General features: G+C 39.1%; 25 protein-coding genes. 18 read left to right on the top strand and 7 right to left on the bottom strand.

Annotation, left to right across the window (positions count from 1 at the left end):
* Positions 1–18 precede the first annotated feature (18 nt).
* Positions 19–993, top strand: a complete 975-nt coding sequence (locus tag ACH8JV_RS02265; RefSeq protein WP_396519492.1) for an aliphatic sulfonate ABC transporter substrate-binding protein — start codon at positions 19–21, stop codon at positions 991–993.
* A gap of 3 nt (positions 994–996) precedes the next feature.
* Positions 997–1,836 (top strand): ABC transporter permease, encoded by an 840-nt coding sequence (locus ACH8JV_RS02260; RefSeq protein WP_396519490.1) that lies wholly within the window; start codon positions 997–999, stop codon positions 1,834–1,836.
* A 2-nt stretch (positions 1,837–1,838) separates the two neighbouring features.
* Here ACH8JV_RS02260 and prmC read toward each other — a convergent pair whose 3' ends face one another.
* Both prmC and prfA read right to left on the bottom strand, forming a co-directional pair.
* Positions 1,839–2,654, bottom strand: coding sequence for a peptide chain release factor N(5)-glutamine methyltransferase (gene prmC / locus ACH8JV_RS02255; RefSeq protein WP_396519488.1), 816 nt, complete (start codon positions 2,652–2,654; stop codon positions 1,839–1,841).
* The gene (gene prfA / locus ACH8JV_RS02250) at positions 2,654–3,742 is read right to left on the bottom strand and encodes a peptide chain release factor 1 (protein WP_002049300.1); all 1,089 of its coding nucleotides are present in this window, start codon (positions 3,740–3,742) and stop codon (positions 2,654–2,656) included. The genes prmC and prfA overlap by 1 nt, the downstream gene beginning before the upstream one ends.
* Positions 3,743–4,140: 398 nt before the next feature.
* On the opposite strand from prfA, the gene ACH8JV_RS02245 reads away from it, so the two are divergent.
* From ACH8JV_RS02245 to ACH8JV_RS02230, 4 genes are all read left to right on the top strand, one after another.
* Complete coding sequence (locus ACH8JV_RS02245; protein ID WP_002049123.1) at positions 4,141–4,560, top strand: glycine zipper domain-containing protein; 420 nt, start codon at positions 4,141–4,143, stop codon at positions 4,558–4,560.
* Positions 4,561–4,795: 235 nt separating this feature from the next.
* On the top strand, positions 4,796–5,296 hold the full coding sequence (locus ACH8JV_RS02240) for a hypothetical protein (protein WP_396478729.1): 501 nt from the start codon (positions 4,796–4,798) through the stop codon (positions 5,294–5,296).
* 134 nt (positions 5,297–5,430) lie between these two features.
* On the top strand, positions 5,431–6,435 hold the full coding sequence (locus ACH8JV_RS02235) for an LLM class flavin-dependent oxidoreductase (protein ID WP_396519486.1): 1,005 nt from the start codon (positions 5,431–5,433) through the stop codon (positions 6,433–6,435).
* Positions 6,436–6,582: 147 nt separating this feature from the next.
* On the top strand, positions 6,583–7,146 hold the full coding sequence (locus tag ACH8JV_RS02230) for a flavoprotein (protein ID WP_343568198.1): 564 nt from the start codon (positions 6,583–6,585) through the stop codon (positions 7,144–7,146).
* A gap of 40 nt (positions 7,147–7,186) precedes the next feature.
* Here the strand turns inward: ACH8JV_RS02230 and pgaD are convergent, their stop codons facing one another.
* The 5 genes from pgaD to ACH8JV_RS02205 form a co-directional block, all read right to left on the bottom strand.
* Complete coding sequence (gene pgaD / locus ACH8JV_RS02225; protein WP_396519483.1) at positions 7,187–7,651, bottom strand: poly-beta-1,6-N-acetyl-D-glucosamine biosynthesis protein PgaD; 465 nt, start codon at positions 7,649–7,651, stop codon at positions 7,187–7,189.
* Entirely contained in the window at positions 7,648–8,895 is a 1,248-nt protein-coding gene (gene pgaC, locus ACH8JV_RS02220) for a poly-beta-1,6-N-acetyl-D-glucosamine synthase (protein ID WP_396519481.1), read from the bottom strand. The genes pgaD and pgaC overlap by 4 nt, the downstream gene beginning before the upstream one ends.
* Entirely contained in the window at positions 8,895–10,724 is a 1,830-nt protein-coding gene (gene pgaB / locus ACH8JV_RS02215; RefSeq protein ID WP_396519479.1) for a poly-beta-1,6-N-acetyl-D-glucosamine N-deacetylase PgaB, read from the bottom strand. Before pgaB ends, pgaC begins: the two co-directional genes overlap by 1 nt.
* The gene (gene pgaA, locus ACH8JV_RS02210; RefSeq protein WP_396519477.1) at positions 10,724–13,162 is read right to left on the bottom strand and encodes a poly-beta-1,6 N-acetyl-D-glucosamine export porin PgaA; all 2,439 of its coding nucleotides are present in this window, start codon (positions 13,160–13,162) and stop codon (positions 10,724–10,726) included. Before pgaA ends, pgaB begins: the two co-directional genes overlap by 1 nt.
* A gap of 386 nt (positions 13,163–13,548) precedes the next feature.
* Complete coding sequence (locus tag ACH8JV_RS02205) at positions 13,549–14,385, bottom strand: pyruvate, water dikinase regulatory protein (protein ID WP_263614047.1); 837 nt, start codon at positions 14,383–14,385, stop codon at positions 13,549–13,551.
* Between the two features lie 147 nt (positions 14,386–14,532).
* Here ACH8JV_RS02205 and ppsA point away from each other — a divergent pair, with 147 nt between their 5' ends.
* The 12 genes from ppsA to alr all read left to right on the top strand — a co-directional run bounded on the left by ppsA (position 14,533) and on the right by alr (position 26,956).
* Entirely contained in the window at positions 14,533–16,920 is a 2,388-nt protein-coding gene (ppsA, locus tag ACH8JV_RS02200) for a phosphoenolpyruvate synthase (protein ID WP_263614048.1), read from the top strand.
* A 64-nt stretch (positions 16,921–16,984) separates the two neighbouring features.
* A complete protein-coding gene (locus ACH8JV_RS02195; RefSeq protein ID WP_396519475.1) occupies positions 16,985–17,740 on the top strand; it encodes an RDD family protein in 756 nt (251 codons plus the stop codon).
* Between the two features lie 317 nt (positions 17,741–18,057).
* Positions 18,058–19,110, top strand: coding sequence for a ubiquinol oxidase subunit II (cyoA, locus tag ACH8JV_RS02190; RefSeq protein ID WP_311087361.1), 1,053 nt, complete (start codon positions 18,058–18,060; stop codon positions 19,108–19,110).
* A 3-nt stretch (positions 19,111–19,113) separates the two neighbouring features.
* Entirely contained in the window at positions 19,114–21,105 is a 1,992-nt protein-coding gene (cyoB, locus tag ACH8JV_RS02185; RefSeq protein ID WP_039251505.1) for a cytochrome o ubiquinol oxidase subunit I, read from the top strand.
* A 4-nt stretch (positions 21,106–21,109) separates the two neighbouring features.
* Entirely contained in the window at positions 21,110–21,730 is a 621-nt protein-coding gene (gene cyoC / locus ACH8JV_RS02180; protein ID WP_002049203.1) for a cytochrome o ubiquinol oxidase subunit III, read from the top strand.
* Positions 21,730–22,059 (top strand): cytochrome o ubiquinol oxidase subunit IV, encoded by a 330-nt coding sequence (locus ACH8JV_RS02175; protein ID WP_000094534.1) that lies wholly within the window; start codon positions 21,730–21,732, stop codon positions 22,057–22,059. The genes cyoC and ACH8JV_RS02175 overlap by 1 nt, the downstream gene beginning before the upstream one ends.
* A gap of 10 nt (positions 22,060–22,069) precedes the next feature.
* On the top strand, positions 22,070–22,948 hold the full coding sequence (gene cyoE / locus ACH8JV_RS02170) for a heme o synthase (protein ID WP_151761964.1): 879 nt from the start codon (positions 22,070–22,072) through the stop codon (positions 22,946–22,948).
* A 181-nt stretch (positions 22,949–23,129) separates the two neighbouring features.
* Positions 23,130–23,513 carry a 30S ribosomal protein S6 gene (gene rpsF, locus ACH8JV_RS02165; RefSeq protein WP_002049107.1) on the top strand — a complete coding sequence of 128 codons (384 nt, stop codon included), beginning with the start codon at positions 23,130–23,132 and terminating at the stop codon, positions 23,511–23,513.
* Between the two features lie 11 nt (positions 23,514–23,524).
* On the top strand, positions 23,525–23,752 hold the full coding sequence (rpsR, locus tag ACH8JV_RS02160) for a 30S ribosomal protein S18 (protein ID WP_000090661.1): 228 nt from the start codon (positions 23,525–23,527) through the stop codon (positions 23,750–23,752).
* 8 nt (positions 23,753–23,760) lie between these two features.
* Positions 23,761–24,207 (top strand): 50S ribosomal protein L9, encoded by a 447-nt coding sequence (gene rplI, locus ACH8JV_RS02155; protein ID WP_000382591.1) that lies wholly within the window; start codon positions 23,761–23,763, stop codon positions 24,205–24,207.
* 200 nt (positions 24,208–24,407) lie between these two features.
* Positions 24,408–25,853, top strand: coding sequence for a replicative DNA helicase (dnaB, locus tag ACH8JV_RS02150; protein WP_263614051.1), 1,446 nt, complete (start codon positions 24,408–24,410; stop codon positions 25,851–25,853).
* Between the two features lie 32 nt (positions 25,854–25,885).
* Positions 25,886–26,956: an alanine racemase gene (gene alr / locus ACH8JV_RS02145; RefSeq protein WP_396519473.1), complete on the top strand. Its 1,071-nt coding sequence runs from the start codon at positions 25,886–25,888 to the stop codon at positions 26,954–26,956.
* Positions 26,957–26,998: the final 42 nt, after the last annotated feature.

The raw sequence follows: 26,998 nt of genomic DNA, 5'->3' as shown, positions 1-26,998 counted from the left end.
TTCGGTTTCATTTTTATCATGTCTTTAAAATCAAAATTTTCTGTACCAAAGACTTTGTTGGCATCAACATTGGGGTTTGTATTTGCTTCATCTACTTTCGCAGCAATTCCGACTACGCTTAAGCTTGATTACGCTTACTACGCACCAACCAGTTTGGTAGTAAAGGATCAAAAGCTTCTTGAAAAAGCACTCCCAAATACTCAAATTAAATGGGTTTTCAGTCAAGGTAGCAACCGCTCATTAGAATATCTCAATAGTAACAGCATCGATTTTGCTTCTACTGCTGGATTGGCTGCTGTATTAAGCCGAGCGAATGGTAGTCCAATTAAAACAGTTTATGTACAAAGCCAACCGGAGTGGACCGCCCTTGTTGTCGCAAAAAACTCACCAATTAAAAGCTTAAAAGATTTAAAAGGTAAAAAAATTGCAGCGACAAAAGGAACCGATCCATTCTTATTTACACTACAAGCACTAGAAACAGTAGGCTTAAGCAAACGCGATGTACAACTGGTCCATTTACAACATCCAGATGGCAAAACCGCATTAGAACGTGGCCAAGTAGATGCTTGGGCGGGGCTTGATCCATTAATGGCTTCAGCTCAAATTCAATCGGGTGCGAAATTACTTTATCGTAATGTGGCATTTAATAGTTATAGCGTACTGAGTGTTAAAGAAGACTTTGCAAAGCAAAGCCCTGAAGCGGTAGAAGCCGTTATTAAAGCCTACGAACAAGCCCGAAAATGGGCAAAAGCCAATCCAGATAAAGTGGCAGCACTTTTAGCTCAAGAATCAAAACTCCCTCTACCTGTGGCTAAACTACAACTGAGCCGAACCAACTTTGATCAAAGCATTCCAACGGCAACTCAAGCACAAGCGCTAAAACGTTCTGGAAAAATTTTGACAGAAGAAGACTTGGTTAGAAAAGGCACCAATGTCAATCAAGTGGTTGATCAGTTGTTAGACCCACGTTTTGCTCAAAAAGTCGTGAAATAGTATATGAGTGATTCACTTAACAAAGCTGAGCTAAATCATTTCTTAGCTCAGCAGGCTTTAAAATCCCAGAAAAAGCATCTAAACAACAAATTCACACGGTGGTTTAAAGCGCTACTCATTCCCCTCATCTTTTTAGCAGCTTGTGAGTTTTTAGTCAGAAATGGCTATATCGATGCTTATCTACTCCCTGCACCGACTAGTTTATGGCAATCTTTTTTAGATTTAGCTCATAGTGACCTATTTGCTCATATTTATATTAGTACATGGCGTGTTCTATTGGGCTTTATTATAGGAAGCGGTTTAGGTTTAATTTTTGCGATTTGGGTGGGATTAAGTAAAGAAGCAGAAGCTTATTTAGAACCGACCTTCTCAGCAATTAAGTCGATCCCAAGTCTTGCATGGATCCCCCTGCTATTACTTTGGTTAGGAATTGACGAAGGTTCAAAAATTACGCTTATTGCAATTGGAGCATTTTTTCCAACCTATACCAATACAGTTGCAGCAATTCATAATGTAGATAGAAAGCTCATTGAAGTTGGAAAAGTTTATCGGCTTAATGCTTTTCAGCGGATTATATCTATTATTTTACCAGCAGCATCTCCGGGCATTTTAACAGGTTTACGCAACAGCTTAAGCTTATCTTGGATGTTTATGATTGCAGCTGAACTGATTGCAGCCACTCAAGGGATTGGCTATTTACTCAGTGATGGCCGAGAAACCTCTCGACCAGATATTGTTATCATTGCAATTATTTTATTAGCCCTATTGGGTAAAGTAACCGATACCTTTATGAAACTTATTGAAAACTGGTTATTACGTTGGCGGGATACACTTCAAAAGTAATTTTAAATCCAGCATGCCAAAGTGACTCGATCATTTTGGCCATAGTCTTGAATAGTTTTAATTTGGCTAAAACCATGCTCTGTGAAAAGATCGCGAACAGCTTGCCCCTGATCATAACCATGCTCTAGTACAATCCAGCCTTGTGGTTTTAACCAGTTTTTCCCTTGAGCAATAATAATTTCAATATCAGCCAGTCCCTGATGCTCTGCAACCAATGCACGGCGTGGTTCTGTTGCCAAAGCTTGCATGTGTTCATCTTCAGGGTCGATATACGGCGGATTAGAAACAATTAAATCAAATTTTTGTGGCTCTAGTGCCTCAAACCACGCGCCGCAAGCGAATTTTACACGTTGCAAATTATGAGCTAGTGCATTTTCTTTTGCGACATCTAAAGTAGGCGCATAAATATCAGTTGCTGTGACGAACCAATCCGGACGTTCACTCGCTAATGCAAGTGCAATTGCACCTGTCCCCGTCCCTAAATCAACAATATTTGCATTATTTGGCAAATTTAGATTTAAAACAGTTTCAACCAAAACCTCAGTATCCGGACGAGGTACTAAAGTATCAGATGTTACTTTTAAATCGAGCGTCCAAAATGGTTGCGAACCCGTCACATAAGCTAAAGGTTCACCGTTTTGGATACGCTCAAGACCAGCCAAATAATCTTGTTCTTGTTGGGCTGTTAACTCTTGCTCAAGTCTAAACTTTAATTCAAGCGAATTGATTTTTAGAAAATGCTCAAGTAACCAAGCATTTTCTTGTCGTTCATAACTGTCAGGCTCACCACGAATTGCAAGCGCTTGAGCAATATTCATTAGCCGCCATTTTCCTGTGCAAGCATTGCAAGCTGATCTGCCTGATATTCACGATGTAAGCTATCGAGCAATTCAGTTAAATCACCTTCCATAATCGCGTCTAACTTATATAAAGTTAGGTTAATACGGTGATCCGTCATACGACCTTGTGGGTAGTTATACGTACGGATACGTTCAGAACGGTCACCAGAACCCACTAAATCACGACGCATTTCAGAAGTCGCTGCATCGGCTGCTGCACGTTTCGCATTTTCTAAACGCGATACTAACAAGGCCATCGCTTTGGCTTTGTTTTTATGCTGTGAACGTTCTTCTTGACACTCAACGACTGTACCCGTTGGAATGTGAGTAATACGCACTGCCGAATCAGTTTTGTTAATGTGCTGACCACCGGCACCTGACGCACGGTAAGTATCAATACGCAAATCTGCTGGGTTAATTTCAACATTAGTATCAACATCAATTTCAGGCAAGATCGCAACCGTACAAGCTGAAGTATGTACACGACCTTGTGATTCAGTGGCTGGCACACGTTGTACACGGTGAGCACCACTTTCAAACTTCAAGCGGCCATACACGCCATCACCATCTACACGGCAAATGACTTCTTTAAAGCCACCATGTTCGCCTTCATTTTCAGAAAGGACTTCAATACGCCAGCCTTGTGTCTCGGCATATTTGCTGTACATACGGAACAAATCACCTGAGAAAATTGCAGCTTCATCACCGCCCGTTCCAGCGCGAATTTCTAAATACGCAGCATTAGAGTCATTTGGATCTTTTGGAATCATCAAGATATTGAGCTGGCTTTCTAGCTCTTCAAGCAATGCTTTATTCGCTTGAATTTCTTCTTCTGCCATATCTTTAAAGTCAGGGTCCGACTTCATCATTTCAGCAGTTTCAATGTCTTCTTCTGCTTGACGGTATTTGCCCCAAACTTCTGTAATTTCAGTTAAATCACTATGTTCACGAGACAGTTTACGGAAACGTTTGTTATCGGAAATCACTTCAGCATCAGCAAGCAATGCGGTAAGTTCTTCATGACGATCACAGAGTTGATCAAGTCGTAAACGGAGTGACGCTTTCATAAGAGGAAATATCTCAAAAGTCCAAAAAACTTATCTAGATAAATATAAGAAGATAAGCCAAATCATAAAAATAGCGCATAGTTTACAGATTATGCTGATTAAATGACATATGTAATCCTTCAATTCCTGAACTTTAGAAAGGTCTATCCATCATCTGTAAACCTATTAAATTATATATTGTCCCTCTCAAACACTTATGACTTACGTTCACTAATTTTTATTGTTCAGTTTTTAGATAAGATTGATGGTTTTTCATTCTTTTTTAATAGAAAGCATACAAACGAGACACTAAACTCCAATAATTGAGTGAGGGTTCTCCACATTTGAAGAGAAGTGTTTTGTTACATTTGCCGTAACGAAAGATATAAGGTCCTGCAACTTGGGACATGGAGTAAATGATGAAATTAAATACTTTATTATGTAGTGCTGTTTTAGCTACTTCTATGATGACTGTAGCACATGCAGACAACACAACTCACGTAGCAGCTGCTTCTGCTTTAGGTAGTGTTGCTGGTACTGCAATTGGTAAAAGCATGGGTGGTACATCTGGCGCAACAATTGGTGCTGCTTTAGGTGGTGCTGGTGGTGCAGCAGTTGCAAGTGATCGTCGTCACCGTACAGAATCTGCAATTGGCGGTGGTTTAGGCGGTGGTGCTGGCTATACTGTTGGTAAAAGCATGGGTGGTACAAACGGTGGATACATCGGTGCTGCTTTAGGTGCGGCAGGTGGTGGTGCTTTAGGTAATAAAATTTCTAAAGACCGCGATTATGATCGATCTTCTAAACACTGGAAGAAAAAACACCGTCATCACCACTAATCACAGTAAAGACATAGACTTAAAAACACCTTCGGGTGTTTTTTTATAGTCAAAATTTTGCCATCCTCCAATATATCGTTCATGATTTATTCACATCTTAATATAAACCATACAAAGCAGACACAAAACTATCGTATCAGCATGGCCCTTCTCCATAATTTTCACGAAATTTTTAATTACATTTAGCTCAAGATATAAAGATTGCTCTTCAGCAAAATGAGCATGGAGTTCCAAAATGAAAATGAATATTTGGTTAGCAAGTGCATTAATCGCAACAACCTCTATGGTGTCAGTTGCACATGCAGATAATGGTACCCGTGTAGCGGCAACTTCTGCTCTAGGTAGTGTAGTAGGTACAGCAATTGGTAAAAGTATCGGTGGTACATCTGGCGCAACAATTGGTGCTGCTTTAGGTGGTGCTGGTGGTGCGGCTGCAGCAAGTGACCGTCGTAACCGTACAGAAGCTGCTATTGGTGGTGCTTTAGGCGGTGGTGCTGGTTATACCGTTGGTAAAAACATGGGTGGTACAAACGGTGGATACATCGGTGCAGCAGTAGGTGCAGCTGGTGGTTCTGCTTTAGGTCGTAAAGTTGGTCAAGACCGTAACTATGATGACCGTTATGACCGTCGTTATGATCGTGACGACCGCCGTTACGATCGTCGCTATGATCGTGATGATCGTGCTTATTATCGTCATGATAATGGCTTACACCGTGGTTGGTATAAACACCACTAATTGGTATACAGATATTAAAAAGCACCCTAGCGGTGCTTTTTTATTTGGGAGTAAAATTTATATCGAAAAAAACCGATATACATCACTCCATTTATATCGTATTATTTCGATATAACGTTTTTTGAGAATATCGCATGCGATCACTTCAAGACACCAAATTTTCAATTTTGGAGCTTGCTCCTATACGTGATGATAAAACAATCGAGTTTTCATTACGTCATGCATTAGAGCTCGCCCAACATGCAGAAAAATTAGGTTATGACCGTTTTTGGCTTGCAGAACATCATAATATGGATGGAATTGCGAGTTCAGCAACCGCTGTTTTACTTGGTTTTATCACGGCTCATACCCAGCGCATTCGCTTAGGTTCAGGTGGTATCATGCTACCAAATCATGCACCGTTAGTGGTTGCAGAACAATTCGGTACATTAGCAACCTTATATCCAAATCGTATTGAGCTAGGTTTAGGTCGTGCTCCAGGTACAGATCAGGTCACTATGCGTGCCTTACGTCGCGGGCATCAGGAAACGGAAGATCAGTTCCCAAGAGATGTTGTTGAGATTTTGCAATATTTTAAAGCACCTCAACCCGGCCAAAGAATTATTGCCACTCCAGGACAAAATACTCATGTGCCTGTCTGGTTATTAGGTTCAAGCTTATTCAGCGCGCAATTGGCTGCGAAACTAGGATTACCCTATTCATTTGCATCGCATTTTGCACCACGCATGCTTGGTCAAGCGATCGAACTTTATCGTGAAAATTTCGAGCCTTCTGAATATTTGGACAAGCCTTATGTTTCCATGGGTGTACCTGTTGTGGTTGCCAATACAGATGAAGAAGCTCAGTTCCTAGCAACAAGCGCATACCAACGTGTCTTAGGATTAATTCGTGGTGAAAGTTTGAAACTGAAGCCACCGGTTAATTCAATGCAAGGACTATGGAACACAGCAGAACAACTTTCAGTTGAAAATTTCTATACGATGGCACAAATCGGTTCTGCTGAAACAGTATGTTCAGGTTTAGAAAAGCTTTTGGCTACATATGAAGTCGATGAGTTTATTTTTACTTGTGATGTCTATGATACAAATAAACGTTTAGACAGCTTTACTCAATTAATGCAATTAAAATCAAATAATTAATATATACACAAAGTCTCATGCTTGAAAAGGTTTCAAGCATGAGATAACCACCTATCTGAAAATACTTTACCCAAACTACTTGCTTGGTTATTTATATTAAAACGATAAAAAATCATCATAAATGAAAACCAAAAGGACTTTTGGAAAATGAGTATTGAACTTAAAAATAATGTTGCCAAATCAGCTACTTTTCAAAATGCAGTTCAGGATTTTGACGCCTTTACTGGGCAAATTCTTTTATCAAATACAATCAAAGCATATGATTTTTCTAATTTAAATGTAGCGATTATTGGAACAGATCAGGAAACTGTCACGCACTTAGAAAAAATTTGCCAACAAGCAAAATTTGTAACTGTATTTCAAATTACACCACATTTTATTTTACCCCATAGTCAAATCGGCATACATCGCCTCATTACCCACCCGCTTATTGCCAAAAACCGGAGGTTATTTAACAATCGAGTTAAAAGCATCCTAGCTCTACGTTTTCTTGAAACTCAAGTAAATGAAACATGGCTGAGACGACTTTTAATGCCTAATACAGCACAAGCCAATAAAACCTTTTTTAAATCTGATAGCTACTATTCAGCCTTGCAAAGATCAAATTGTAAATTGCAAACTTGGCCAATTATCAAAGTTACTCAAACCGCTATTTATAGTATGGATGGTACTCAACATCCTGTTGATATCATTATTAGAACAACATCTTAAAAATAAAAAAAGCATGGTTGATCGACCATGCTTTTTTCACTCATTTCAAATCATACTGTTTTAAATGGCCCTGATCATCGTAATGTAAGACCACACGTTGTGCATTTTGTAATTCTGATAAAGATTCTGTATTTACCATAAATTGTGAAGCCAATAACTCAACAGAACTATTCGGAGCTTTACTACGACGGTCATCGCCATGAAATCTAAGCCAGTTATAACTCGCCCATAGAATTAAAACTAAAGCACTTAGACCAATTAAAAGGAGTAAATGTAATAAGGTTTTCACTTCCGAAATATGATCTACCCACACATAGTCATAAATAAGATGTCCTTCAAAAAACCACAAAAATAAAGAAGCCAGCGGAAAAAGTAACCACATTAAACAAAACCAACCTATTGTTTGTAAGGTATAGTTCGCGGTCTTATTTTTTACATATTCAGGCTGATCAATATATTCAGGTATATCTAAAACTTCTACGTCAGTATTTTCTTCATTTTTCATGAATTATCTCCACGGAATCCTCGGTCTGGACTTACCCAGCGAGCACGTTTTTTCGTGTTAAATATAGTTTTAGGTACCGCAACCACGCTGGTAAATAACGTTAGTAGCCAGAAAAACAATGGATACCAAATTACCCAAAAGTAATTTCTAAAAAGACGCCCACGGTCATAACGATGATCGATCCATAAACTGACTAAAAATTGGATGAGACATGTTCCACCTAATATCACGCCATACCACTGCGGCATGAGTGAATTAATTTGAAACTGTTGAGGTAAGTCGAGGAATAATCCCACAAAAAATAAAATAAAGATCATAATCATCACATATGACCAAACAATACTGACTAAAGCTTCAAGCATGACTGGCCACATACGGCGCAAGCGAACTTTAAACATTTTAGGAATATATTCTAATAAGACTTCTACCCCACCTTGTGCCCAGCGTAACCGCTGTTTCCAAAGACCTTTAAAAGTTTCAGGCATGTAGATATAACAAAGAGCTTGAGGAATATATTGAATATCCCAGTGATCCATTTGAAGTTTCCAAGAGATATCAATATCTTCAGTAATTTTGTCATCAGACCAAAAACCGACACGAACCAAAGCAGTTTTTCTAAACGCTACAATTACCCCCGATACTGTAAAAATACGACCATATGTTCGCTGCGCACGTTTAATTAATCCAATAATTGAAGAGAACTCTCCAACCTGTAATTTTCCTAAAATACTTGAGCGATTTAAAATTCTAGGGTTACCAGTGACAGCCCCAATACGCGGAAATTTTAGAAATGGCTGCATGAGCCAAAGTACAGCATGAGGATGTAGTAAAGCATCCCCATCAATACAAACTAAATATTCGTATTTACTGACCAATACTCCAGATCTTAAAGCGACTGCCTTACCTTGGTTTTCTGCTAAGTGAACGACCCTCAGACGAGCATCTTGTGCTGCTAACTCATCAAGAATTTCTGCAGTTCTGTCACTACTACCATCATTTACAGCAATGACTTCAAAATTTGGATATTTTGTTTGCAAGGCATAACGAATGGTTTGCCGTACTTGGGCTTCTTCATTAAAGCAAGGAATAATAATACTGCACCCTTCACCTGACGGCTCAGGTAACTGTTGCTCATGGTATTCCCGCTTAAAGAAAAACCAAAGGCCACCTACCATCCATGTCCAAGCCATAAGCAGCGGATATAAAAAGGCAAAAGCAAATAGAATATCGAGTAATACTCTCATTACTTTTTCCCCTCCGTTGCTAAACCTGCAAAGGGCTGATACATCACCGAACTCGAATTCAAGCTCATTGGGTTATATAAATACTCATGAACATTTTTTGCATTTTCAGTGTTATAGCCCTCAACACCAAATTTCTGAATACCTATGCGCTGAATATCGAAAAGGCCTTGTTTTACTTCTTGCCAAGCATTTCTCTGGTCATTTTCTGGCAATGTTAATGTCAGCATAATTCGTTGTTTGTATTTCGCATCAAGAGTATTTAAAAGTTCTAAGGCTTGTTTAAATTGTTTTTGCTTACCCACCATATTAAATTTTAGGTTCACTAAATCATGTTGGGTTAATAGTGATTTTAAAAGCACTGGTAACTGTTCAATATGCTCTAAGTCTGGTGTTAGCAACAAACTAAACTGGGCCTGATTACTCATATTCAAATAAGGCTTTGCAGCTTTTTGAGTCAGTTGACTCAGTTGTGATAATTGCTTTACTTGTTCAACACAGTTACTTTCGTTCAGCGTTGTGTTTTGCATTGCACAATTTAAAGCAGTTCCGGCATTAAGCTGAATACCACTTAAATTGCTATTAAAACGCGCAATATCTTTAGCTAAATCTGCCACCAAAAATGGTTTATTTTTTTGAGGATAAATAGGTAGTTCTAAAATAACCGCCTGACCTGCACGAGTTTGTGCCTGCCATAAACTACGGTTCAAAATATCTTGCTTAACTAGCATTTGAGTTGTTGGGAAATAAGCAACGTCATATTGCCCATCTCCATCTTGGTCATCTAAAGGCTTCAATATCAGCGTATTGTTTTTTAAGCTATAAAGTTTGGATAACAATAACCCTAGTTTTTCATCTGACTGAGTATTGCTTGAAGCAGCTAATTGCTTTAAGTCCATACTTACAAAATGTTTTGGCTGCTTATATAAATCTTTCTCGGCCGAATTCAAAATATTAAGTAACGTCTCAGTCAACTGTTCAGCGGTAGAGTTGTCGACCATAAGGCTACGCTTAAAGGTCAGATCATTAATCTGATTTACGCCATCACGCCCTAAACTAAAGGAAAAAGTGAAACCTGCTTGTTGAGCTAGCTTCTCTAACTGCTGATTTACCGCACCATACGGCCATACAATTGCTTTCGGCTCTACACCCAATTCTTTTTTTAAGACATTATGAGATTTTTTTAAATCATTCAAAATACGTTGTTGATATTCCGCGTCCGTTTCATAACGCGCTTGTGATTTTAAATACATATAAGAAGTTGCCGCGGGTTGTTCATTCCCTTGAGGATTAGCAAGCACACCATGATGCAAATCATCACTATGGCTTGCAAACTCAGCTAAGCCAGAAGCCTGCATTTCTCGTACTTGCTTCCAATTGACCAAGTTTCCTTGTCCATAGGCTTCATAGCCAGCTTTTGTATTACCATTTAGCCAACTGGTTGGGAGTGCAAAAACTGCCGGAATCTGATATTGCTTAAGCAGTGGAAATATACGACTGTAGCTACTTAAAGCACCATCATCAAAGGTTAACAAAATGGCATTATGAGGTAGCTCTTTGCCTTGCTTACGAGCCTCTTCAATATCTTTCAAACGTATTGGCTTCCAGTCAGATTGACTGAGCCAGTCAAAGAACTGCGCTAAATTTTTAGTTTGAATTGCATATATATCCCGATCGCCCTCTTTTAAAACATCATCTCTGACGTCATGAAAAGTTAAAGAAACTGTGCGATTTTTTGGTAAATCTTTTTCTATTTGGGCATATGCAAATTGCAGAGGTAACAATGTCGAGGCCAAAGCAAAGCCCAACACTTTCGAAAATAAATTATTCATTAAAAACGCCCTTCAAATCCGAAAATACCATAGGTATGCTGTTCAGCATGTCCATCGTAAGGATGGTATTGCCAGCCAATTCCATAATTGAGTTGCCATGTACGTGATAGCTGCCATTGATGTTGATACTGCAAAGAATAGGTTGGCTTAGTGGAATAATCGGCTTGTTTATAAAGGCCCACCCCAGCCTCGAAATGCTGTTTAAATGAACGTTCATATTCACGCCAAGTCACCCAGTCATGACTTAAGTTTAACTCGGCGCTGTAATGCGAACTTGGGCTAAAATAAGCGGTTTGATCTTGGCTATTACTGCCGTAAAAACCACGGACAGTGCCATAAGTAATGTGATGCGGCGCTGCAAATAGTCTTTCACGCCAAAAAGTTGAAAATTCTTGTTGTTTATTGCCATCACTAATATCAGTCAAACCGTAACTTGCGCCAATTTGACGTGATTCATCCTTTTGCCATGTCAATGCAGCTCTATAAGATTGACCATCTTCTCCTGCATCAATCGCTTGTAAAGGAATGTCAGCCTGACTGTTATATTGCAATTGATACTGCCAGTGATCATTTAGCCACTGTGACCAATCAAGCCGAACACCAGCTTGTCCGCCATCTGTACTTTGCGACAAAATCGCCGACAATGCCTTACGATTAGCTTGCCATTCGGCCCCAACACCATAGCGTTGGTTATGGACATCACCAAAATTGTATTCGCCATAACGATCTTGATGCCAAGCGAATAAACGATAATTATCTTTTATCCACGGACTATTAAGGCGAGTTTCCACCTCACGGTCTTTTAAACCGTTTTGTCCACTTACAGAATCGCTATTATTAGCTTTACTTTGGCCCCAAGTCGTTGAATGTGAAATCGTAGCTCTATTACGATCATCCAACTCTTTGCGGCTTTTAATAACGCCACTATCATCAGGATAAAACTGCACTAGGTTTTGAGTTGTTTTACGCCATGTCTGGATATCACCTAAAGCCTGAGCATTTTGCATTTCATTAATGCGAGTATCTTTAGCAATCGGATCTATACCATTTAAACGAGAAATTGTTTTTTTTGCTTCTAGAGGCTTTTCCCTCCAGCGCTCTACACGGGCAAGGTTATTAATCAAACTCTCATTTGCAGGTGCTTGTTCTACTGTTTTTTGAAAGTGTTTTTCAGCTTGATCTAAATGATTGGCATAAGCTAAATGCATCCCTTTTAATGCAATATAATCGTCTCGGTCAGGATGGCTAGTTTTATCTACACCCTTTGCCTGACTATATTTATAAGTCGGAATAAGGTGATCAACTTTTGCCAAAAGCTGTTCAGCTTCCTTATATTTTTCTTGTTCAATATAAGAATAATACAACCCGCTATAGACGATCATATCCGGATAATTTTTTTCGGTTAAAAGCGTCTTATAAGCAAGTTCAGCTTGCTTCGGTTTTTGTTCAGCCAAATAACTATCGGCAATTGCATGACGTACATATGCAGGTAATTTTTCAAGTGGAATATTTAATTGAGTAAAATTCTCTAAAACTGCTTTCGCTCGTCCTCTGAAATCTAATGCATATAAATAATCATAATGAAACCTTAAATAGTTAGGGTCATCAGGTTTCATCTGCTTTTGTATCTTTTGCCCTTGTTCCAACACGCTATCTAACTCAGCAAAGCTTTCTGCATCTGATAAACCTTGACGATTTAAATATTTATAGCGAGCAATTGCATTATTAACATGCTGAGAAAATTCACTGACTTGTAAAGTTTGTTGTAATTGCTCAGTTTGCTGATTTTTTTCGCTTGCTTGGAGTAATTGCTGAGCTTTTTGATATGCTCCAATAGCAACCAAATCATAAAAATACTCTTGCAAAACAGCTGACGACTTTGGCTGTTGCTGATAAGCATGCTCAACTGTAGCTAAAGCGTCTACGGGTAAATTTATCAAACGGTAAGCATAGGCAACCCGCACCAGCTGATCAGCATTTAAACTTTTAATGTTGATATTCGATAATTGAGTTTTCGCGTTTGCCGTATCTTGAGCTTCAGCATACAAAACTGATAATAAAATACGTCCTTCGACTGATTTTTGAATATTGAATTTATTTGACCAATCAATTGCAGTTTTAAAGTGTTTAAAATCACGAAAATTTTGAATTAAAGGTAACTGTGCATATTCTGGAAAATTCACATAATTCACATTTACCAAAAATTCTGTAAAATTCGTCAGGTCTCTTTTTTCACTTGACATAATAACTAAATAATCAGCAAGCAGTTTTTGATCATATGGATAATGTTTTAACAATTGACCTAATTGAGAAACAGCTTGTTGAGTTTGCCCTGCTCTATAATTTTGAATAGCTTGCTCACGTAATACATCAACTTGAGCTGCGTATAAATGAATTGGCAAGAGATATACCAATGAAAAAACACATTTTTTTAGCATTTTGATAATCGGATAGTCCCATATCGAGATGGAAAATTATAGGACATATAAAAATTAAGTCACACAAATACAAAATAGTGTGATCTATTTAACATTTTTTAATTTTTATGAATTAAGTTAATTTTTTTAATAAATATTTAGCAAAAATAAACAATTAGGATTTTTAGGCAATATCAATTCCATACATTTCTTTTCAAAAAGCTTATTTTATTTCACAAACCCCATGTAAAAAGTCTACGTGCTGTTAACTAATTAGAAACCATTTATTAACTTAGCGTTTTATATTTAAAACTTTTATTTTTAATATGTTCATAAATTTTAAACCATTCAATCCGATTACATTAATAGTATTCGAATTGAATGGTTAAAATAAATAATTGATTTAATTAACCGATACGACGTTTTAAACCAGTCATTTGTAAAATACGAGTAGAGATTTCTTCAATTGACATTTCAGTGACATTTAAATATTTAATACCTTCTGAAATATAAATACCTTCAATTGCTCTTAATTCCATTTGACACTGACTAAAACTCGCATATCGACTATTTGCTTTACGCTCGCTTCGAATAGCAACTAAACGTTCCGCATCAATCATCAAACCAAAAAGCTTGCTACGGTGTTCTCTTAATACCGCTGGTAGACGGTTATCATCTAAATCTTCTTCGGTCAAAGGATAGTTAGCAACACGAATACCGAACTGCAAAGACAGATAAATAGAAGTTGGTGTTTTTCCAGAACGAGACACGCCAATTAAAATTAAATCAGCTTTGTCATAGTGGCGGGTGCGTGCACCATCATCGTTATCAAGCGCGAAATGAACGGCATCAATACGAGCCTTATAATATTCTGAATCGGTTACCGCATGTGTTTGCCCAACCAGTGTCGTTGGTGGTGTGCCAAGTTCCTGCTCTAGCTTACTAATTAATCCTTCAAACACATCCAAATTAACCGCTTTAGCCGTATTAATAATTTCTCGCACATGCGGATCAACTAAAGTATCAAATACTAATGGTAGGCATCCATCTCGGGTTTGGCATTTATTAATCTCAACCACAACCGCCATTGCCGCTTCTTCAGTTGTGATATAAGGCATGATGTGAATATCAAAATCCACATTAGGAAATTGGGCTAATAACGAATGTCCAAGAGTCTCGGCAGTAATTGCAGTTCCATCAGAAATAAAAAAAACGCTCCGTCTAAACTGTTTACTTTCTGACATTAAAATTCTCCTTAAACATTTGTCTTAGTGCTATATAATCTTTATAGTAAACTGATCTTACATGACTGTCGCTTAGTATAATTCTCAACTAAGCACTTTATTTTTATAATTTCATGCCAAGATAGACATTAATACTGCAAAAGTGGAGTGAAAACTTTGGAAGCGCGCGTAATCGGTCTAGAAAAATTAGGGAAACACGATGTCGAACTCGTAGGTGGGAAAAACTCATCTTTGGGTGAAATGATCAGCCATTTATCAAATGCTGGTGTATCGGTACCTGGTGGTTTTGCAACTACTGCTCAGGCCTATCGTGAGTTCTTAGACCAAAGCGGTCTTAACGCTCGAATTCAAGCAGAACTTGCACAGCTTAACGTTGATGACGTAAATGCACTTGCAGAAACAGGCGCTAAAATTCGTCAATGGATTGTAGAGACTCCACTCACTGCAACCTTAGAACAAGAAATTCGCGCCGCTTTTACAGAACTTTCTAACGGCAACCCTGATATCGCGGTTGCCGTTCGTTCATCTGCAACTGCTGAAGATTTACCAGATGCATCTTTCGCGGGTCAACAAGAAACTTTCTTGAATATTCGCGGTATTGATAACGTTCTTATCGCCATCAAAGAAGTATTTGCTTCTTTATATAATGACCGTGCTATTTCTTATCGTGTACACCAAGGCTTCGATCATGATGTTGTCGCATTGTCTGCAGGTGTTCAGCGTATGGTGCGCTCTGAAACTGGCGCTGCGGGTGTAATGTTTACCCTTGATACCGAGTCTGGTTTCCGTGATGTCGTATTTATTACTGCATCTTACGGTTTAGGTGAAATGGTTGTACAAGGTGCAGTTAACCCTGACGAATTCTACCTATCTAAACCATTATTAAATGCGGGCAAACATGCGGTATTACGCCGTAACTTAGGCTCTAAACACCAGAAAATGATTTATGGTGAAGAAGGTTCAGCAGGTAAATCTGTTGTTGTTGTCGACGTTGAAAAACAAGAACGTCAACAGTTCGCATTAAATGACCACGAATTACAAGAGTTAGCTAAACAAGCGCTTATTATTGAGCAGCACTATGGCGCCCCAATGGATATCGAGTGGGCAAAAGATGGTGACGATGGTCAAATCTATATTGTTCAAGCTCGTCCAGAAACTGTAAAAAGCCGTCAAAATGTTGGCACAATGGAACGTTACCTTCTCAAGCAAAAAGGTACAGTACTTTGTGAAGGTCGTTCAATTGGTCAACGTATCGGTTCTGGTAAAGTCCGTATTGTTAACTCAATTAAAGAAATGGACAAAGTACAAGATGGTGATGTGCTTGTATCAGACATGACTGACCCAGATTGGGAACCAGTAATGAAACGCGCTGCTGCTATTATTACTAACCGTGGTGGCCGTACTTGTCACGCTGCAATTATTGCACGTGAACTTGGTGTACCGGCAATTGTAGGTTGTGGTAACGCAACAGAAGTATTGACTGATGGTCAAGAAGTTACTGTTTCTTGTGCTGAAGGTGATACCGGTTTCATCTACGAAGGTGCGTTAGACTTTGAAGTTCAACGTAACTCTGTTGAGTCTATGCCGAAACTTTCATTCAAAATTATGATGAACGTAGGTAACCCTGACCGTGCTTTTGACTTTGCTCAAATTCCAAACGAAGGTATTGGTCTTGCTCGTTTAGAGTTCATTATTAACCGCATGATCGGTGTTCACCCTAAAGCTCTTCTTAACATTGAAAGCTTACCTCGTGAAACTCGTGCTGCTGTAATGACACGTACAGCTGGCTATGCATCACCTGTAGAATTCTATGTTGAAAAACTAGTTGAAGGTATTGCAACACTTGCAGCCGCTTTTGCTGACAAACCAGTCATTGTTCGTATGTCTGACTTTAAGTCAAACGAATATGCAAACCTTATTGGCGGTAAGTTATACGAGCCAGAAGAAGAAAACCCAATGCTTGGTTTCCGTGGTGCAAGCCGTTATGTTTCGGACAACTTCCGTGACTGCTTCGAACTTGAATGTCGTGCACTTAAGAAAGTTCGTGATGAAATGGGTCTCACTAACATCCAAATCATGATTCCTTTCGTACGTACCGTATCTGAAGCAAAACGCGTAATTGAATTACTTGCTCAAAATGGCTTGAAACGTGGTGAGAATGGCTTAAAAGTTATCATGATGTGTGAATTACCAACTAACGCATTGTTAGCTGAACAATTCCTTGAACACTTCGATGGCTTCTCTATCGGTTCTAACGACTTAACTCAATTAACACTTGGTCTTGACCGTGACTCAGGTATTGTTTCTCACTTGTTTGACGAACGTGATGCAGCCGTAAAAGCTCTTCTTTCTATGGCAATTCATGCTTGTCGTAAAGCTGGTAAATATGTGGGTATCTGTGGTCAAGGACCATCTGACCACCCTGACCTTGCGAAATGGTTAATGGAACAAGGTATTGAATCAGTATCTCTGAACCCTGACTCAGTTTTAGATACATGGTTCTTCCTTGCTGAAGAAAAAATCAAGCAAATCTAATTTGTTATAGAAAAAGACCCATCCGTGGGTCTTTTTTCATCTTTAGAATAGAGAATTTTTACTTATGCAAATTTACTTGGCACGTAATAATCAACAAGCTGGGCCTTATACCTTAGAACAACTAAATCAAATGTTGGCAAGCCAACAAGTTTTACTCACTGATTTAGCTTGGCATGAAGGCATGACAGAATGGAAAGCTTTAGGAGAATTAACCCAAGGTAAACTTGTATATCAACCTACGGGTTATTCTGCTTTTTCAGCAAATACAAATACGCCTTATAACGAGACAATTCAGCAAATTCGTGTTGAAGCTAAACCACATGAGCTTGCTTCAATTTCATCTCGTGCGCTTGCAAAAATTATTGATTTATTACTTTGGTTACCTATTGCAGCCATTCCATCTTTTTTCTTTAACGAAGCTCAATATAAACAACTTTTTGAGCTACAAAAACAAATGCAGTCTGCAGAAGTTGCATCAACTAAAGCAGCTGAACTTCAACAGCAGTTTTTTACACTTATTCCAATTGAAGCGTGGCATACAATGTTACTATATGTAGTAATAATGCTCGCTATTCAAGCATTTTTGTTGACCAAATTTGGACAAAGCATTGGCAAAAAAATTGTCGGAATTAAGATTGTCGATGCTGAAACGAATGGCAAAGTTAATTTAACGCGTATCTTCTTACTCAGAAGTATCGTTTTCATTATATTAAACTTACTGTTTATGCCAATTAGTACAATTATTGACTATGCTTTTGCATTAGGTCAAAAGCGTCAAGCTCTACATGACAAAATTGCAAGAACAAAAGTGATCAAATGATAGTGAATGACTCATTCATTTAATGTCTAAAAAAAAGGAGGCACCCCGCCTCCTTTTTTTCTATAGAGAGTTGATATTTAAATAAAAGCTCTATCGCGATTCGATACCCTACAAAAAAAATCGGGTTTTAAAACAATTATTTCAAGCTGCTTTATGTGTAGCTTAGTTTGTCGATATGAGGCATAATGCCCTACAACGTAGCGGTGTCGCATCATTGAGAAGTCTAATTTTTTAAGACTAGCATTCTCAATCATGCGACACTTTAATCGCTATCCCATATTTAATTAGGGAATGGGACTCTTCACCGAGGTTGTAAAATGAGACAAACGATTTTAGCTGTATTGTCTTTATCAACGCTTGCCGCACTTTTGACTGGGTGTGGTGGTGATATGGTACTTCTAAACTCTAAAGGTCCAGTTGGTCAAGGTCAAAGTGACCTTATGATGACTGCGATCTATTTAATGTTACTTGTGGTGATTCCTTCAATCATCATGGCATTATGGTTTGGTTGGAAATATCGTGCGTCAAATAAAGATGCAGACTATAAACCTACATGGGCACACTCAACTGCAATTGAAGTTGTAGTATGGGGTATCCCTGTCATTATTATTGGTATTTTAGCTTGGTTAACTTGGTGGGGTTCCCACAAGTATGACCCATACCGTCCTTTAGAATCAGATAAAGCACCTTTAACTATTCAGGTTATTGCTGAACAGTTCAAGTGGATTTTTATTTATCCTGAACAAAACATTGCGACTGTTAACGAAGTACGTTTCCCAGAAAAAACTCCGTTAAGCTTCAAAATCACTTCTAACTTCACAATGAACTCATTCTTCATTCCACAGTTAGGCGGTCAGATTTACGCAATGGCAGGTATGCAAACTCACCTTCATTTGTTAGCAAATGAAACTGGTGTATATCGTGGTTTCTCTTCTAACTACTCAGGCTATGGTTTCTCTCAAATGCGTTTCAAAGCGCATAGCGTTACAGAGCAACAATTCAACGAATGGGTAGCAGCTGTTAAAGCAGGTAATGGTTCAACCATTAATCCAGAAGCAATTCAAAAAGCTACGCTTGACCAAGCTGAATTGGCAACCTTACGTGATGGCGATCGTTCTAAGCACCAAATCGAGCATTTAGTAAATCGTGCTAAAGCTGCTGGTGACCAAGAAGCGCTTGCTAAAGCAGAAGCGATGAAACCGTTCCCGACTAAGCCGCACCCTGTGACTTATTACTCTTCAGTTGAACCAAAACTGTTTGAAACAGTTATCAACCATTATATGAGTAACTATCATGGTGTTGACCACTCTGCTGAACATGCAACAGCTGACACTCATGCTGCAGCTGAACACGCTGCTCAAGGGGAATAAGACATGGATATGATTTTTGGTAAACTGGGTTGGGACTCTATCCCGACAGAGCCAATCGTACTTGTCACCATGGTCCTTATGGCAATTGGTGCAATTGCAGTGCTTGGCGGTATCACCTATTTCAAAAAATGGGGATATTTGTGGAATGAGTGGTTTATTACAGTAGACCATAAGAAAATTGGTATCATGTATATCATCGTATCTGTTGTCATGCTTTTGCGTGGTTTCGCCGATGCGATCATGATGCGTTTACAACTTTTCCTCGCTAAAGGCGGCGGCGAAGGTTATTTACATCCTGACCACTACGACCAGATCTTCACCGCACACGGTGTAATCATGATCTTCTTCGTAGCAATGGGTCTCGTTGTAGGTATGATGAACATCTCTGTACCTTTACAGATTGGTGCTCGTGACGTTGCTTTCCCATTATTAAACTCTTTAAGCTTCTGGTTATTCGCTGGTGCTGCTGGTTTAATGATGCTTTCACTTGTATTAGGTGAATTTGCTGCGACTGGTTGGATGGCTTACCCTCCTCTATCTGGCATTCAATATTCTCCTGGTGTAGGTGTTGACTACTATATCTGGGCACTTCAGGTTTCTGGTCTAGGTACACTTTTATCTGGTGTTAACTTCTTCGTTACCATCATTAAAATGCGCGCACCTGGCATGAAATTAATGGACATGCCTATTTTCACGTGGACTTCACTTTGTACGGCTGTATTAATCATTGCATCATTCCCTGTATTAACAGGTACACTTGCAATGCTTACTCTCGACCGTTACTTCGGCTTCCATTTCTTCACAAATGAGCTTGGCGGTAGCCCAATGCTTTATGTGAACTTGATCTGGACATGGGGTCACCCTGAAGTATATATCTTGGTATTACCAGCATTTGGTCTATACTCAGAAATCGTTGCAACCTTCTCTCGTAAAGCGTTGTTCGGTTACAAATCTATGGTGTATGCAACTATCGCGATTACTGTTCTTGCGTTCGTTGTATGGCTTCACCACTTCTTCACCATGGGTGCTGGTGCGAACGTTAACGCGTTCTTCGGTATCATGACCATGGTTATTGCGATTCCTACTGGTGTGAAAATCTTCTCTTGGTTATTCACCATGTATAAAGGTCGCATCACCTTTACTACTCCAATGTTATGGACGCTTGGCTTCCTTGTAACATTCGGTATCGGTGGTTTAACTGGTGTACTTATGGCTGTTCCACCTGCGGACTTCTTAGTACACAACTCATTATTCTTGATCGCTCACTTCCATAACGTAATTATCGGTGGTGTGGTGTTTGGTATGTTTGCCGGCATCATTTACTACTGGCCGAAAATGTTTGGTTGGAAGCTCAATGAAGCATGGGGTAAAGCTGCGTTCTGGTTCTGGTTCTTTGGTTTCTATTTTGCATTCATGCCACTTTATATCCTTGGTTTCATGGGTATGACTCGTCGTTTGAATACATATGACAACCCTGAATGGGACCCATACCTTGCAATTGCATTATTTGGTGCTGTTCTTGTTGCTATTGGTATTGCATGTTTCTTAATGCAAATCATCGTTGGTTTCTTACAACGCAAAGACAACATGGACCTTACAGGCGATCCATGGGATGCTCGTACGCTTGAGTGGGCAACTTCTTCCCCTGCTCCATTCTATAACTTTGCGCATGAACCAGATGCAAGCGGTGTTGACCGTTTCTGGACTGACAAAGAAAATGGTGTAGCATACGCACGTAATACTAAATATGAAGACATCCACATGCCGACTGATCGTGCTGCTGGTTTTGTCATTGCAATGTTCATTACTCTTCTTGGCTTTGCACTCATCTGGCATATTTGGTGGCTCGTTGTTGTTTCATTCGCTTCAGCTGTTATTAGCTTGATCGTAAGCTCATTCACTAAGAATGTTGATTACTATGTTCCAGCTGCTGAAGTTGAGCGTATTGAAAACGAACGCTATGCTTTACTTGAAAAACACTTGAAGAAGGACTAAGGAAATGGCTGAAGTACTTCATCACGACAACCATGGCCACGATGGTCATCATGAACATGATGATACAGATTTAACGGTCTTTGGTTTCTGGACATACTTGATGAGTGACTTGATTCTTTTCGGATCACTCTTCATTGCGTTCGCTGTATTAAGCAGTCATGTTCCAGCAGGGACTCCAAGTGCATATGACCTGTTCCATAACTCATTAGGCTATGTGTTAACTGAAACATTTGCCTTATTGATTTCATCGGTAACATTCGGTTTTGCTGTACTTGCATCTTATAAAAAGAATGTAAATCAAGTGATCACTTGGTTATTTATTACATTCCTTTTTGGTGCAACCTTCATCGGTATGGAGCTCTATGAATTCCATCACCTTGTAGAGGAAGGTCATGGTCCAACTCACAGTGCATTCTTGTCATCGTTCTTTACTTTGGTTGGTACGCACGGTATCCACGTAACTTCTGGTTTAGTGTGGATGTTAGTATTGATGTATCAAATCAAAACTAAAGGTTTGACTTTACCGAATACACGTCGTCTTGCTTGTTTAAGCTTGTTCTGGCACTTCCTTGACATCGTTTGGATCTGTGTATTCAGCGTCGTTTACTTACTGGGAGTTCTCTAATGAGTAGTCATGAGCATAATGCTGCTGGTGCGTCACACGGTAACTTTAAGCAATACACTGTAGGTTTTATTCTATCTGTTATTCTTACCATCATCCCATTCGGGATGGTGATGGCAGGTGGTTTTAGCCGCGGTCTTTTAGTTACAGTGATTGCAATTACTGCCGTTGCTCAGGTTCTTGTACAGCTTGTGTACTTCTTACACATGAATACATCATCTGAACAACGTTGGAATATGATTGCATTTATCTACACAATCCTATGTATCGCTGTACTTTTAATCGGTTCTGTGTGGATTATGAATTACCTTCACTACAATATGATGATCTAAACTGATTGTCATGTTGAGAAAGTATTTATTCCTGACTAAACCAGGAATTCTCTTCGGTAATTTCATTACCACCTTGGGCGGCTTCTTCTTAGCCGCCCAAGGCTCTATAGACATCTTATTATTATTGCTCACTCTTATTGGAACAACGTTAGTTGTTGCTTCAGGTTGTGTCGTCAATAATGTTATTGATCAAGATATTGATACAAAGATGCAGCGCACTCAAAACCGCGCCCTTGTTAAAAAAACCATCTCTCCTACTGTTGCACTTATATATGCATTCGTACTTGGATTAATTGGTTTTGGCATTTTGTGGTTTGGTGTAAATGGCTACGCATTTTTGTTTGCAGTAATTGGTTTTGTTGTCTATGTCGGTTTTTATAGCTTGTGGACCAAACGTACCTCAATCCATCAAACCGTTATTGGTAGTATCTCCGGAGCGAGTCCTCCTGTTATTGGTTATACAGCAGTAACTCATCAATTTGATGTGGCAGCCTTGCTTTTGTTTTTAGCATACGGTTTATGGCAAATGCCCCACTCTTGGGCAATTGCAATTTATCGTTTTGATGATTACAAAAATGCGGGAATTCCAATCTTGCCTGTAGCACGTTCTATTTATCGTACGAAAATTGAATGTGTAATATATATCCTGTTATTTGCAGCTGTTTTGAATGGGTTATATTGTTTTGGTTATACCAATGTATTCTTTTTAATTACCTTTAATGCTTTGACTGCATACTGGTTCTATTTATCGATTATTGGATTCAAAGCCGAAAACGACCAACTATGGGCTAAACGTTTTTTCCTCTACTCGGTCATATTAATTACCCTGTTAAGTTTGAGCTTTAGCTTTACCTATCAATCCCCTGCTCCAAATCTTCCTCTCTTTTAATTAAGGGAGGATTTCCTCCTCAAAAACAACTTTTTATATTTCTTATCAAAAGATTTGTTTTTAGTCTAATTTTTACCTATAATTCAGCCTTCGCATTTTTTGCGACGTAGCTACTATTATTTTAGCTATGACTCCTTGCTTCTAATTTTTTAGGGGCTGTTTAAACCGTAAGGAGCTGACAATGCGTCATTACGAAATCGTACTTTTGGTACATCCAGACCAAAGCGATCAAGTTGTAGGTATGGTTGAACGCTATATCTCTCAGATCAAAGAAGCTGATGGTCAAATTCACCGTTTAGAAGATTGGGGCCGTCGTCAATTGGCTTACCCAATTAACAAAATTCACAAAGCGCACTACATTCTTATGAATGTTGAATGTGGTCAAACTACGCTTGATGAGTTAGAAGAATTATTCCGTTATAACGACGCGATCATTCGTAACCTTATCATCCGTCGTGAACACGCAATCACTGAAGAGTCATTGCTTGCTAAGAGTGCTGAAGAAAAGCGTGCGCGTAAAGCTCAACGTGAAGAAGCACAGCAAGTTGCTCAAGAAGCTGAATAAGGAGAACATCAATGGCACGTTTTTACCGTCGTCGCAAGTTCTGCCGCTTTACAGCTGAGAATGTTGCGTACATCGACTACAAAGATATCGACACTTTAAAACAGTACATCACTGAAAACGGCAAGATTGTTCCTAGCCGTATCACTGGTACTAAAGCTCGTTATCAACGTCAATTAGCACTTGCTATCAAACAAGCTCGCTATTTGTCTTTGATTCCGTACACTGACAACCATAAGTGAGGTGATCTGTGGACGTTATCTTATTACAACGCATTAAGAACCTTGGTAAATTAGGCGATAAAGTATCAGTTAAAGCTGGTTACGGCCGTAACTTCCTTATCCCTCAAGGTAAAGCAGTTGCAGCTACTGAAGCTAACACTGCTGCTTTCGAAGCTCGTCGTGCTGAACTTGAGAAGCAAGAAGCTGAAGTTTTAGCTGCTGCTCAAGCACGTGCTGAACAATTGAACGAAGTTAACATCGTTATCACTGCTAAAGCTGGTGACGAAGGTAAACTCTTCGGTTCTATCGGTACTCGTGACATCGCTGACGCGTTAACGAATGCTGGTCTTACAGTTGACCGTGCAGAAGTTCGTTTACCAAACGGTGCGCTTCGTCACACTGGTGAATTCAACATCGCAATCCAATTGCATCATGATGTTGTTGCAGAAGTTCTCGTTACTATCGTATCTGAGTAATTTCTCATCAAAAAAAGAGCATGCTCACGCATGCTCTTTTTTTATCTCTTAAATTTATGCAATAAAATTAGATATATTAATTCCTGATCAGTTCTTCAGTTTAATTGGTTTTTTAATTAGGTAGTTTATTTATTTTTGTTTTAAGATAGTTCTCGGCTTAAAACCCTTTTTGTGCACACATTTTATCATCAGGTCTAATTATGTCTCAGGCGAATGCCACTTCTTTAACGCTTTCATCTCCAACAGAAAATAAGACGAGTGAATCAGGCCAACTTAAAGAGTTTCGCACTCCCCCACACAATTTAGCCATCGAGCAAGCTGTGCTTGCTGCGCTGATGACGGTTGCTGAATCTTTTGAGCAAGTCAGTGATCTACTCAAAGAAAATGATTTTTATGCCACTCGTCATAAATATATTTATCGCGCGATTGAAAAACTAGCACAGGAAAATTCACCGTACGATGCGGTCTTAGTGAATGACTGGCTTTTAAAACAAAATTTACTGAGTGCAATCGGTGGCGAAGAATATTTGATGCAGCTTATGGCTGACTCACCATCGAGTTTCTATAATCTTGAAACTTATGCAACCAAAATTAAAGAATTTTCCACCTTACGTAGCATGATTAAAGTCAGTACGGAAATTTTACAGAATGCTTATGACACAAAAGGTCGAGGTGTTAGTGAAATTTTAGATTTGGCTGAAACCAGTATTTTCTCTTTAGCAGAACAGCATAATAACAATAAGAAAGATTCTGGCCCTAAAGCAATTAGCTCTGTAACTGCTGACGTTATTAGCAAACTTGATGAGCTTTCAAAACTCGATGGAAATATTACCGGTTTAACGACTGGCTTCTTAGAACTTGATAATAAAACTTCCGGTATGCAACCTGGAGATTTAATTATTGTCGCTGCACGTCCATCTATGGGTAAAACTACCTTTGCAATGAACTTGGTTGAAAGTGTTTTACAATACAACCAACTCCCTGCTCTGGTATTTTCTATGGAGATGCCAGCAGACTCGATTGCAATGCGTCTAATTTCGGCAATGGGTAAAGTTCACCAAGGACATTTACGTTCAGGTAACTTAGATGCTGATGAATGGACTAAAGTTACAGGTACCATCCTGCAACTTCAGCAAATGCATTTGTATATTGATGACTCATCAGCCTTACCTCCAACCGAACTCCGCGCCCGTGCTCGCCGCGTTGCCAAAATGCATGATGGTAAAATCGGCTGTATCATGGTCGACTATTTACAGCTCATGAAAGTTCCGGGTATGGGTGACAACCGTGTTGGCGAGATCTCGGAAATTTCACGTAGCTTAAAAGCTTTAGCTAAAGAAATGAACTGCCCTGTGATTGCACTATCTCAGCTTAACCGAAGTCTGGAAAACCGACCAAACAAGCGCCCAGTAATGTCTGACTTACGTGAATCGGGTGCGATTGAACAGGATGCCGACTTAATCATGTTCATTTACCGTGACGAAGTCTATAACAAAGAATCTAAAGAAGCAGGCACCGCAGAAATTATCATCGGTAAACAGCGTAATGGTCCAATTGGTACTGTTCGTCTTGCCTTTGAAGGCCAATATACCCGATTTAGTAATCTCTCTCCTGAGTATTACAGCCAATATGATGATGAAGAATAAGCTCTATCTCTAGCCCAAAGGAGTAAATGAGGGTGCGTCAAGCAACAGTTTATATTGATCGCCAAGCGCTTCAATATAATTTAAACCGTGTCAAACAACTCGCAGCAAATTCAAAAATTGTAAGTATGGTAAAAGCTAATGCTTACGGACATGGAGTCAAAGACTGTTTAGCAGCCTTAAATGCCTCAGATGCCTTTGGTGTCGCCTGTCTACAAGAAGGTTTAGAAATCCGACAACTCGGATTCACGCAACCCGTGACTTTAATTGAGGGAGTATTTTCTGAAGATGAAATGCCTATCGCAATTGAAGAAAAATTTGAATGTGTAATTCACCATCAACAACAGTTTGAGTGGTTAATTAAACACAAACAAACCTATATCGCTCAAGGCTTAAAAGTTTGGGTTAAACTAAATAGCGGTATGAACCGCTTAGGTTTTAAAAATCCTGAAATTATTGAAGTGATTAAAACTTTAAAATCTGAAGGTTTCACATGTGTACTCGCGATGCATTTTGCAAACGCAGATGTAGACCACCCATTAAACGAGCAGCAAAAACAGCAATTTTTGCATGTTAAACAAGCTTGTGATCCAGTTTTAGCATCTTGCTGTAATTCAGCTGCTATTTTTAAATGGCCAGAACTGAATTTTGACTATGTACGGCCGGGTATTATGCTCTACGGTGCTTCACCTTTTGCAGATAAAACAGTACATGAGCTTGATTTAAAACCAGTCATGACTTTCACAGCAGAAGTTATCGCGTTAAACCACATTCAAGCTGGTGAACACGTTGGTTATGGTTCTACTTTTTGCGCTCAACAGGCTATGGAAATCGCAATAGTTTCTATTGGTTATGGGGATGGTTATCCACGAGCTTATGTAAAGCAAAACTTTGTTGCTATTGATGGCAAACTTTGTCCAGTGGTCGGTCGTGTAAGTATGGACATGATTGCAATTGATGTCACAAATACTCAAGTAAAGCTTGGTACCCAAGTTGAACTTTGGGGCAATCAACGTTTGGTTGATGATGTCGCTGAAGCAAACGGCACAATTGGTTATGAACTACTTTGCCGCTTAAGTACTCGTCCAGTCCGTCAAAGCTCTTAATAATTGAATAAATAAAAAAAATCCAAGCAAGCTTGGATTTTT

Source organism: Acinetobacter sp. ABJ_C5_2, from assembly GCF_044538485.1.
GTDB lineage: Bacteria > Pseudomonadota > Gammaproteobacteria > Pseudomonadales > Moraxellaceae > Acinetobacter > Acinetobacter nosocomialis_A.
This window is presented reverse-complemented; position numbering and strand designations above follow the sequence as displayed.

Bases quoted from the DNA above. Each gene is read 5' to 3' on its own strand.
- ACH8JV_RS02265 (WP_396519492.1), top strand. From the start codon at position 19: ATGTCTTTAAAATCAAAATTTTCTGTACCAAAGACTTTGTTGGCATCA.
- ACH8JV_RS02260 (WP_396519490.1), top strand. From the start codon at position 997: ATGAGTGATTCACTTAACAAAGCTGAGCTAAATCATTTCTTAGCTCAG.
- prmC (WP_396519488.1), bottom strand. From the start codon at position 2,654: ATGAATATTGCTCAAGCGCTTGCAATTCGTGGTGAGCCTGACAGTTAT.
- prfA (WP_002049300.1), bottom strand. From the start codon at position 3,742: ATGAAAGCGTCACTCCGTTTACGACTTGATCAACTCTGTGATCGTCAT.
- ACH8JV_RS02245 (WP_002049123.1), top strand. From the start codon at position 4,141: ATGAAATTAAATACTTTATTATGTAGTGCTGTTTTAGCTACTTCTATG.
- ACH8JV_RS02240 (WP_396478729.1), top strand. From the start codon at position 4,796: ATGAAAATGAATATTTGGTTAGCAAGTGCATTAATCGCAACAACCTCT.
- ACH8JV_RS02235 (WP_396519486.1), top strand. From the start codon at position 5,431: ATGCGATCACTTCAAGACACCAAATTTTCAATTTTGGAGCTTGCTCCT.
- ACH8JV_RS02230 (WP_343568198.1), top strand. From the start codon at position 6,583: ATGAGTATTGAACTTAAAAATAATGTTGCCAAATCAGCTACTTTTCAA.
- pgaD (WP_396519483.1), bottom strand. From the start codon at position 7,651: ATGAAAAATGAAGAAAATACTGACGTAGAAGTTTTAGATATACCTGAA.
- pgaC (WP_396519481.1), bottom strand. From the start codon at position 8,895: ATGAGAGTATTACTCGATATTCTATTTGCTTTTGCCTTTTTATATCCG.
- pgaB (WP_396519479.1), bottom strand. From the start codon at position 10,724: ATGAATAATTTATTTTCGAAAGTGTTGGGCTTTGCTTTGGCCTCGACA.
- pgaA (WP_396519477.1), bottom strand. From the start codon at position 13,162: ATGCTAAAAAAATGTGTTTTTTCATTGGTATATCTCTTGCCAATTCAT.
- ACH8JV_RS02205 (WP_263614047.1), bottom strand. From the start codon at position 14,385: ATGTCAGAAAGTAAACAGTTTAGACGGAGCGTTTTTTTTATTTCTGAT.
- ACH8JV_RS02195 (WP_396519475.1), top strand. From the start codon at position 16,985: ATGCAAATTTACTTGGCACGTAATAATCAACAAGCTGGGCCTTATACC.
- cyoA (WP_311087361.1), top strand. From the start codon at position 18,058: ATGAGACAAACGATTTTAGCTGTATTGTCTTTATCAACGCTTGCCGCA.
- cyoB (WP_039251505.1), top strand. From the start codon at position 19,114: ATGGATATGATTTTTGGTAAACTGGGTTGGGACTCTATCCCGACAGAG.
- cyoC (WP_002049203.1), top strand. From the start codon at position 21,110: ATGGCTGAAGTACTTCATCACGACAACCATGGCCACGATGGTCATCAT.
- ACH8JV_RS02175 (WP_000094534.1), top strand. From the start codon at position 21,730: ATGAGTAGTCATGAGCATAATGCTGCTGGTGCGTCACACGGTAACTTT.
- cyoE (WP_151761964.1), top strand. From the start codon at position 22,070: ATGTTGAGAAAGTATTTATTCCTGACTAAACCAGGAATTCTCTTCGGT.
- rpsF (WP_002049107.1), top strand. From the start codon at position 23,130: ATGCGTCATTACGAAATCGTACTTTTGGTACATCCAGACCAAAGCGAT.
- rpsR (WP_000090661.1), top strand. From the start codon at position 23,525: ATGGCACGTTTTTACCGTCGTCGCAAGTTCTGCCGCTTTACAGCTGAG.
- dnaB (WP_263614051.1), top strand. From the start codon at position 24,408: ATGTCTCAGGCGAATGCCACTTCTTTAACGCTTTCATCTCCAACAGAA.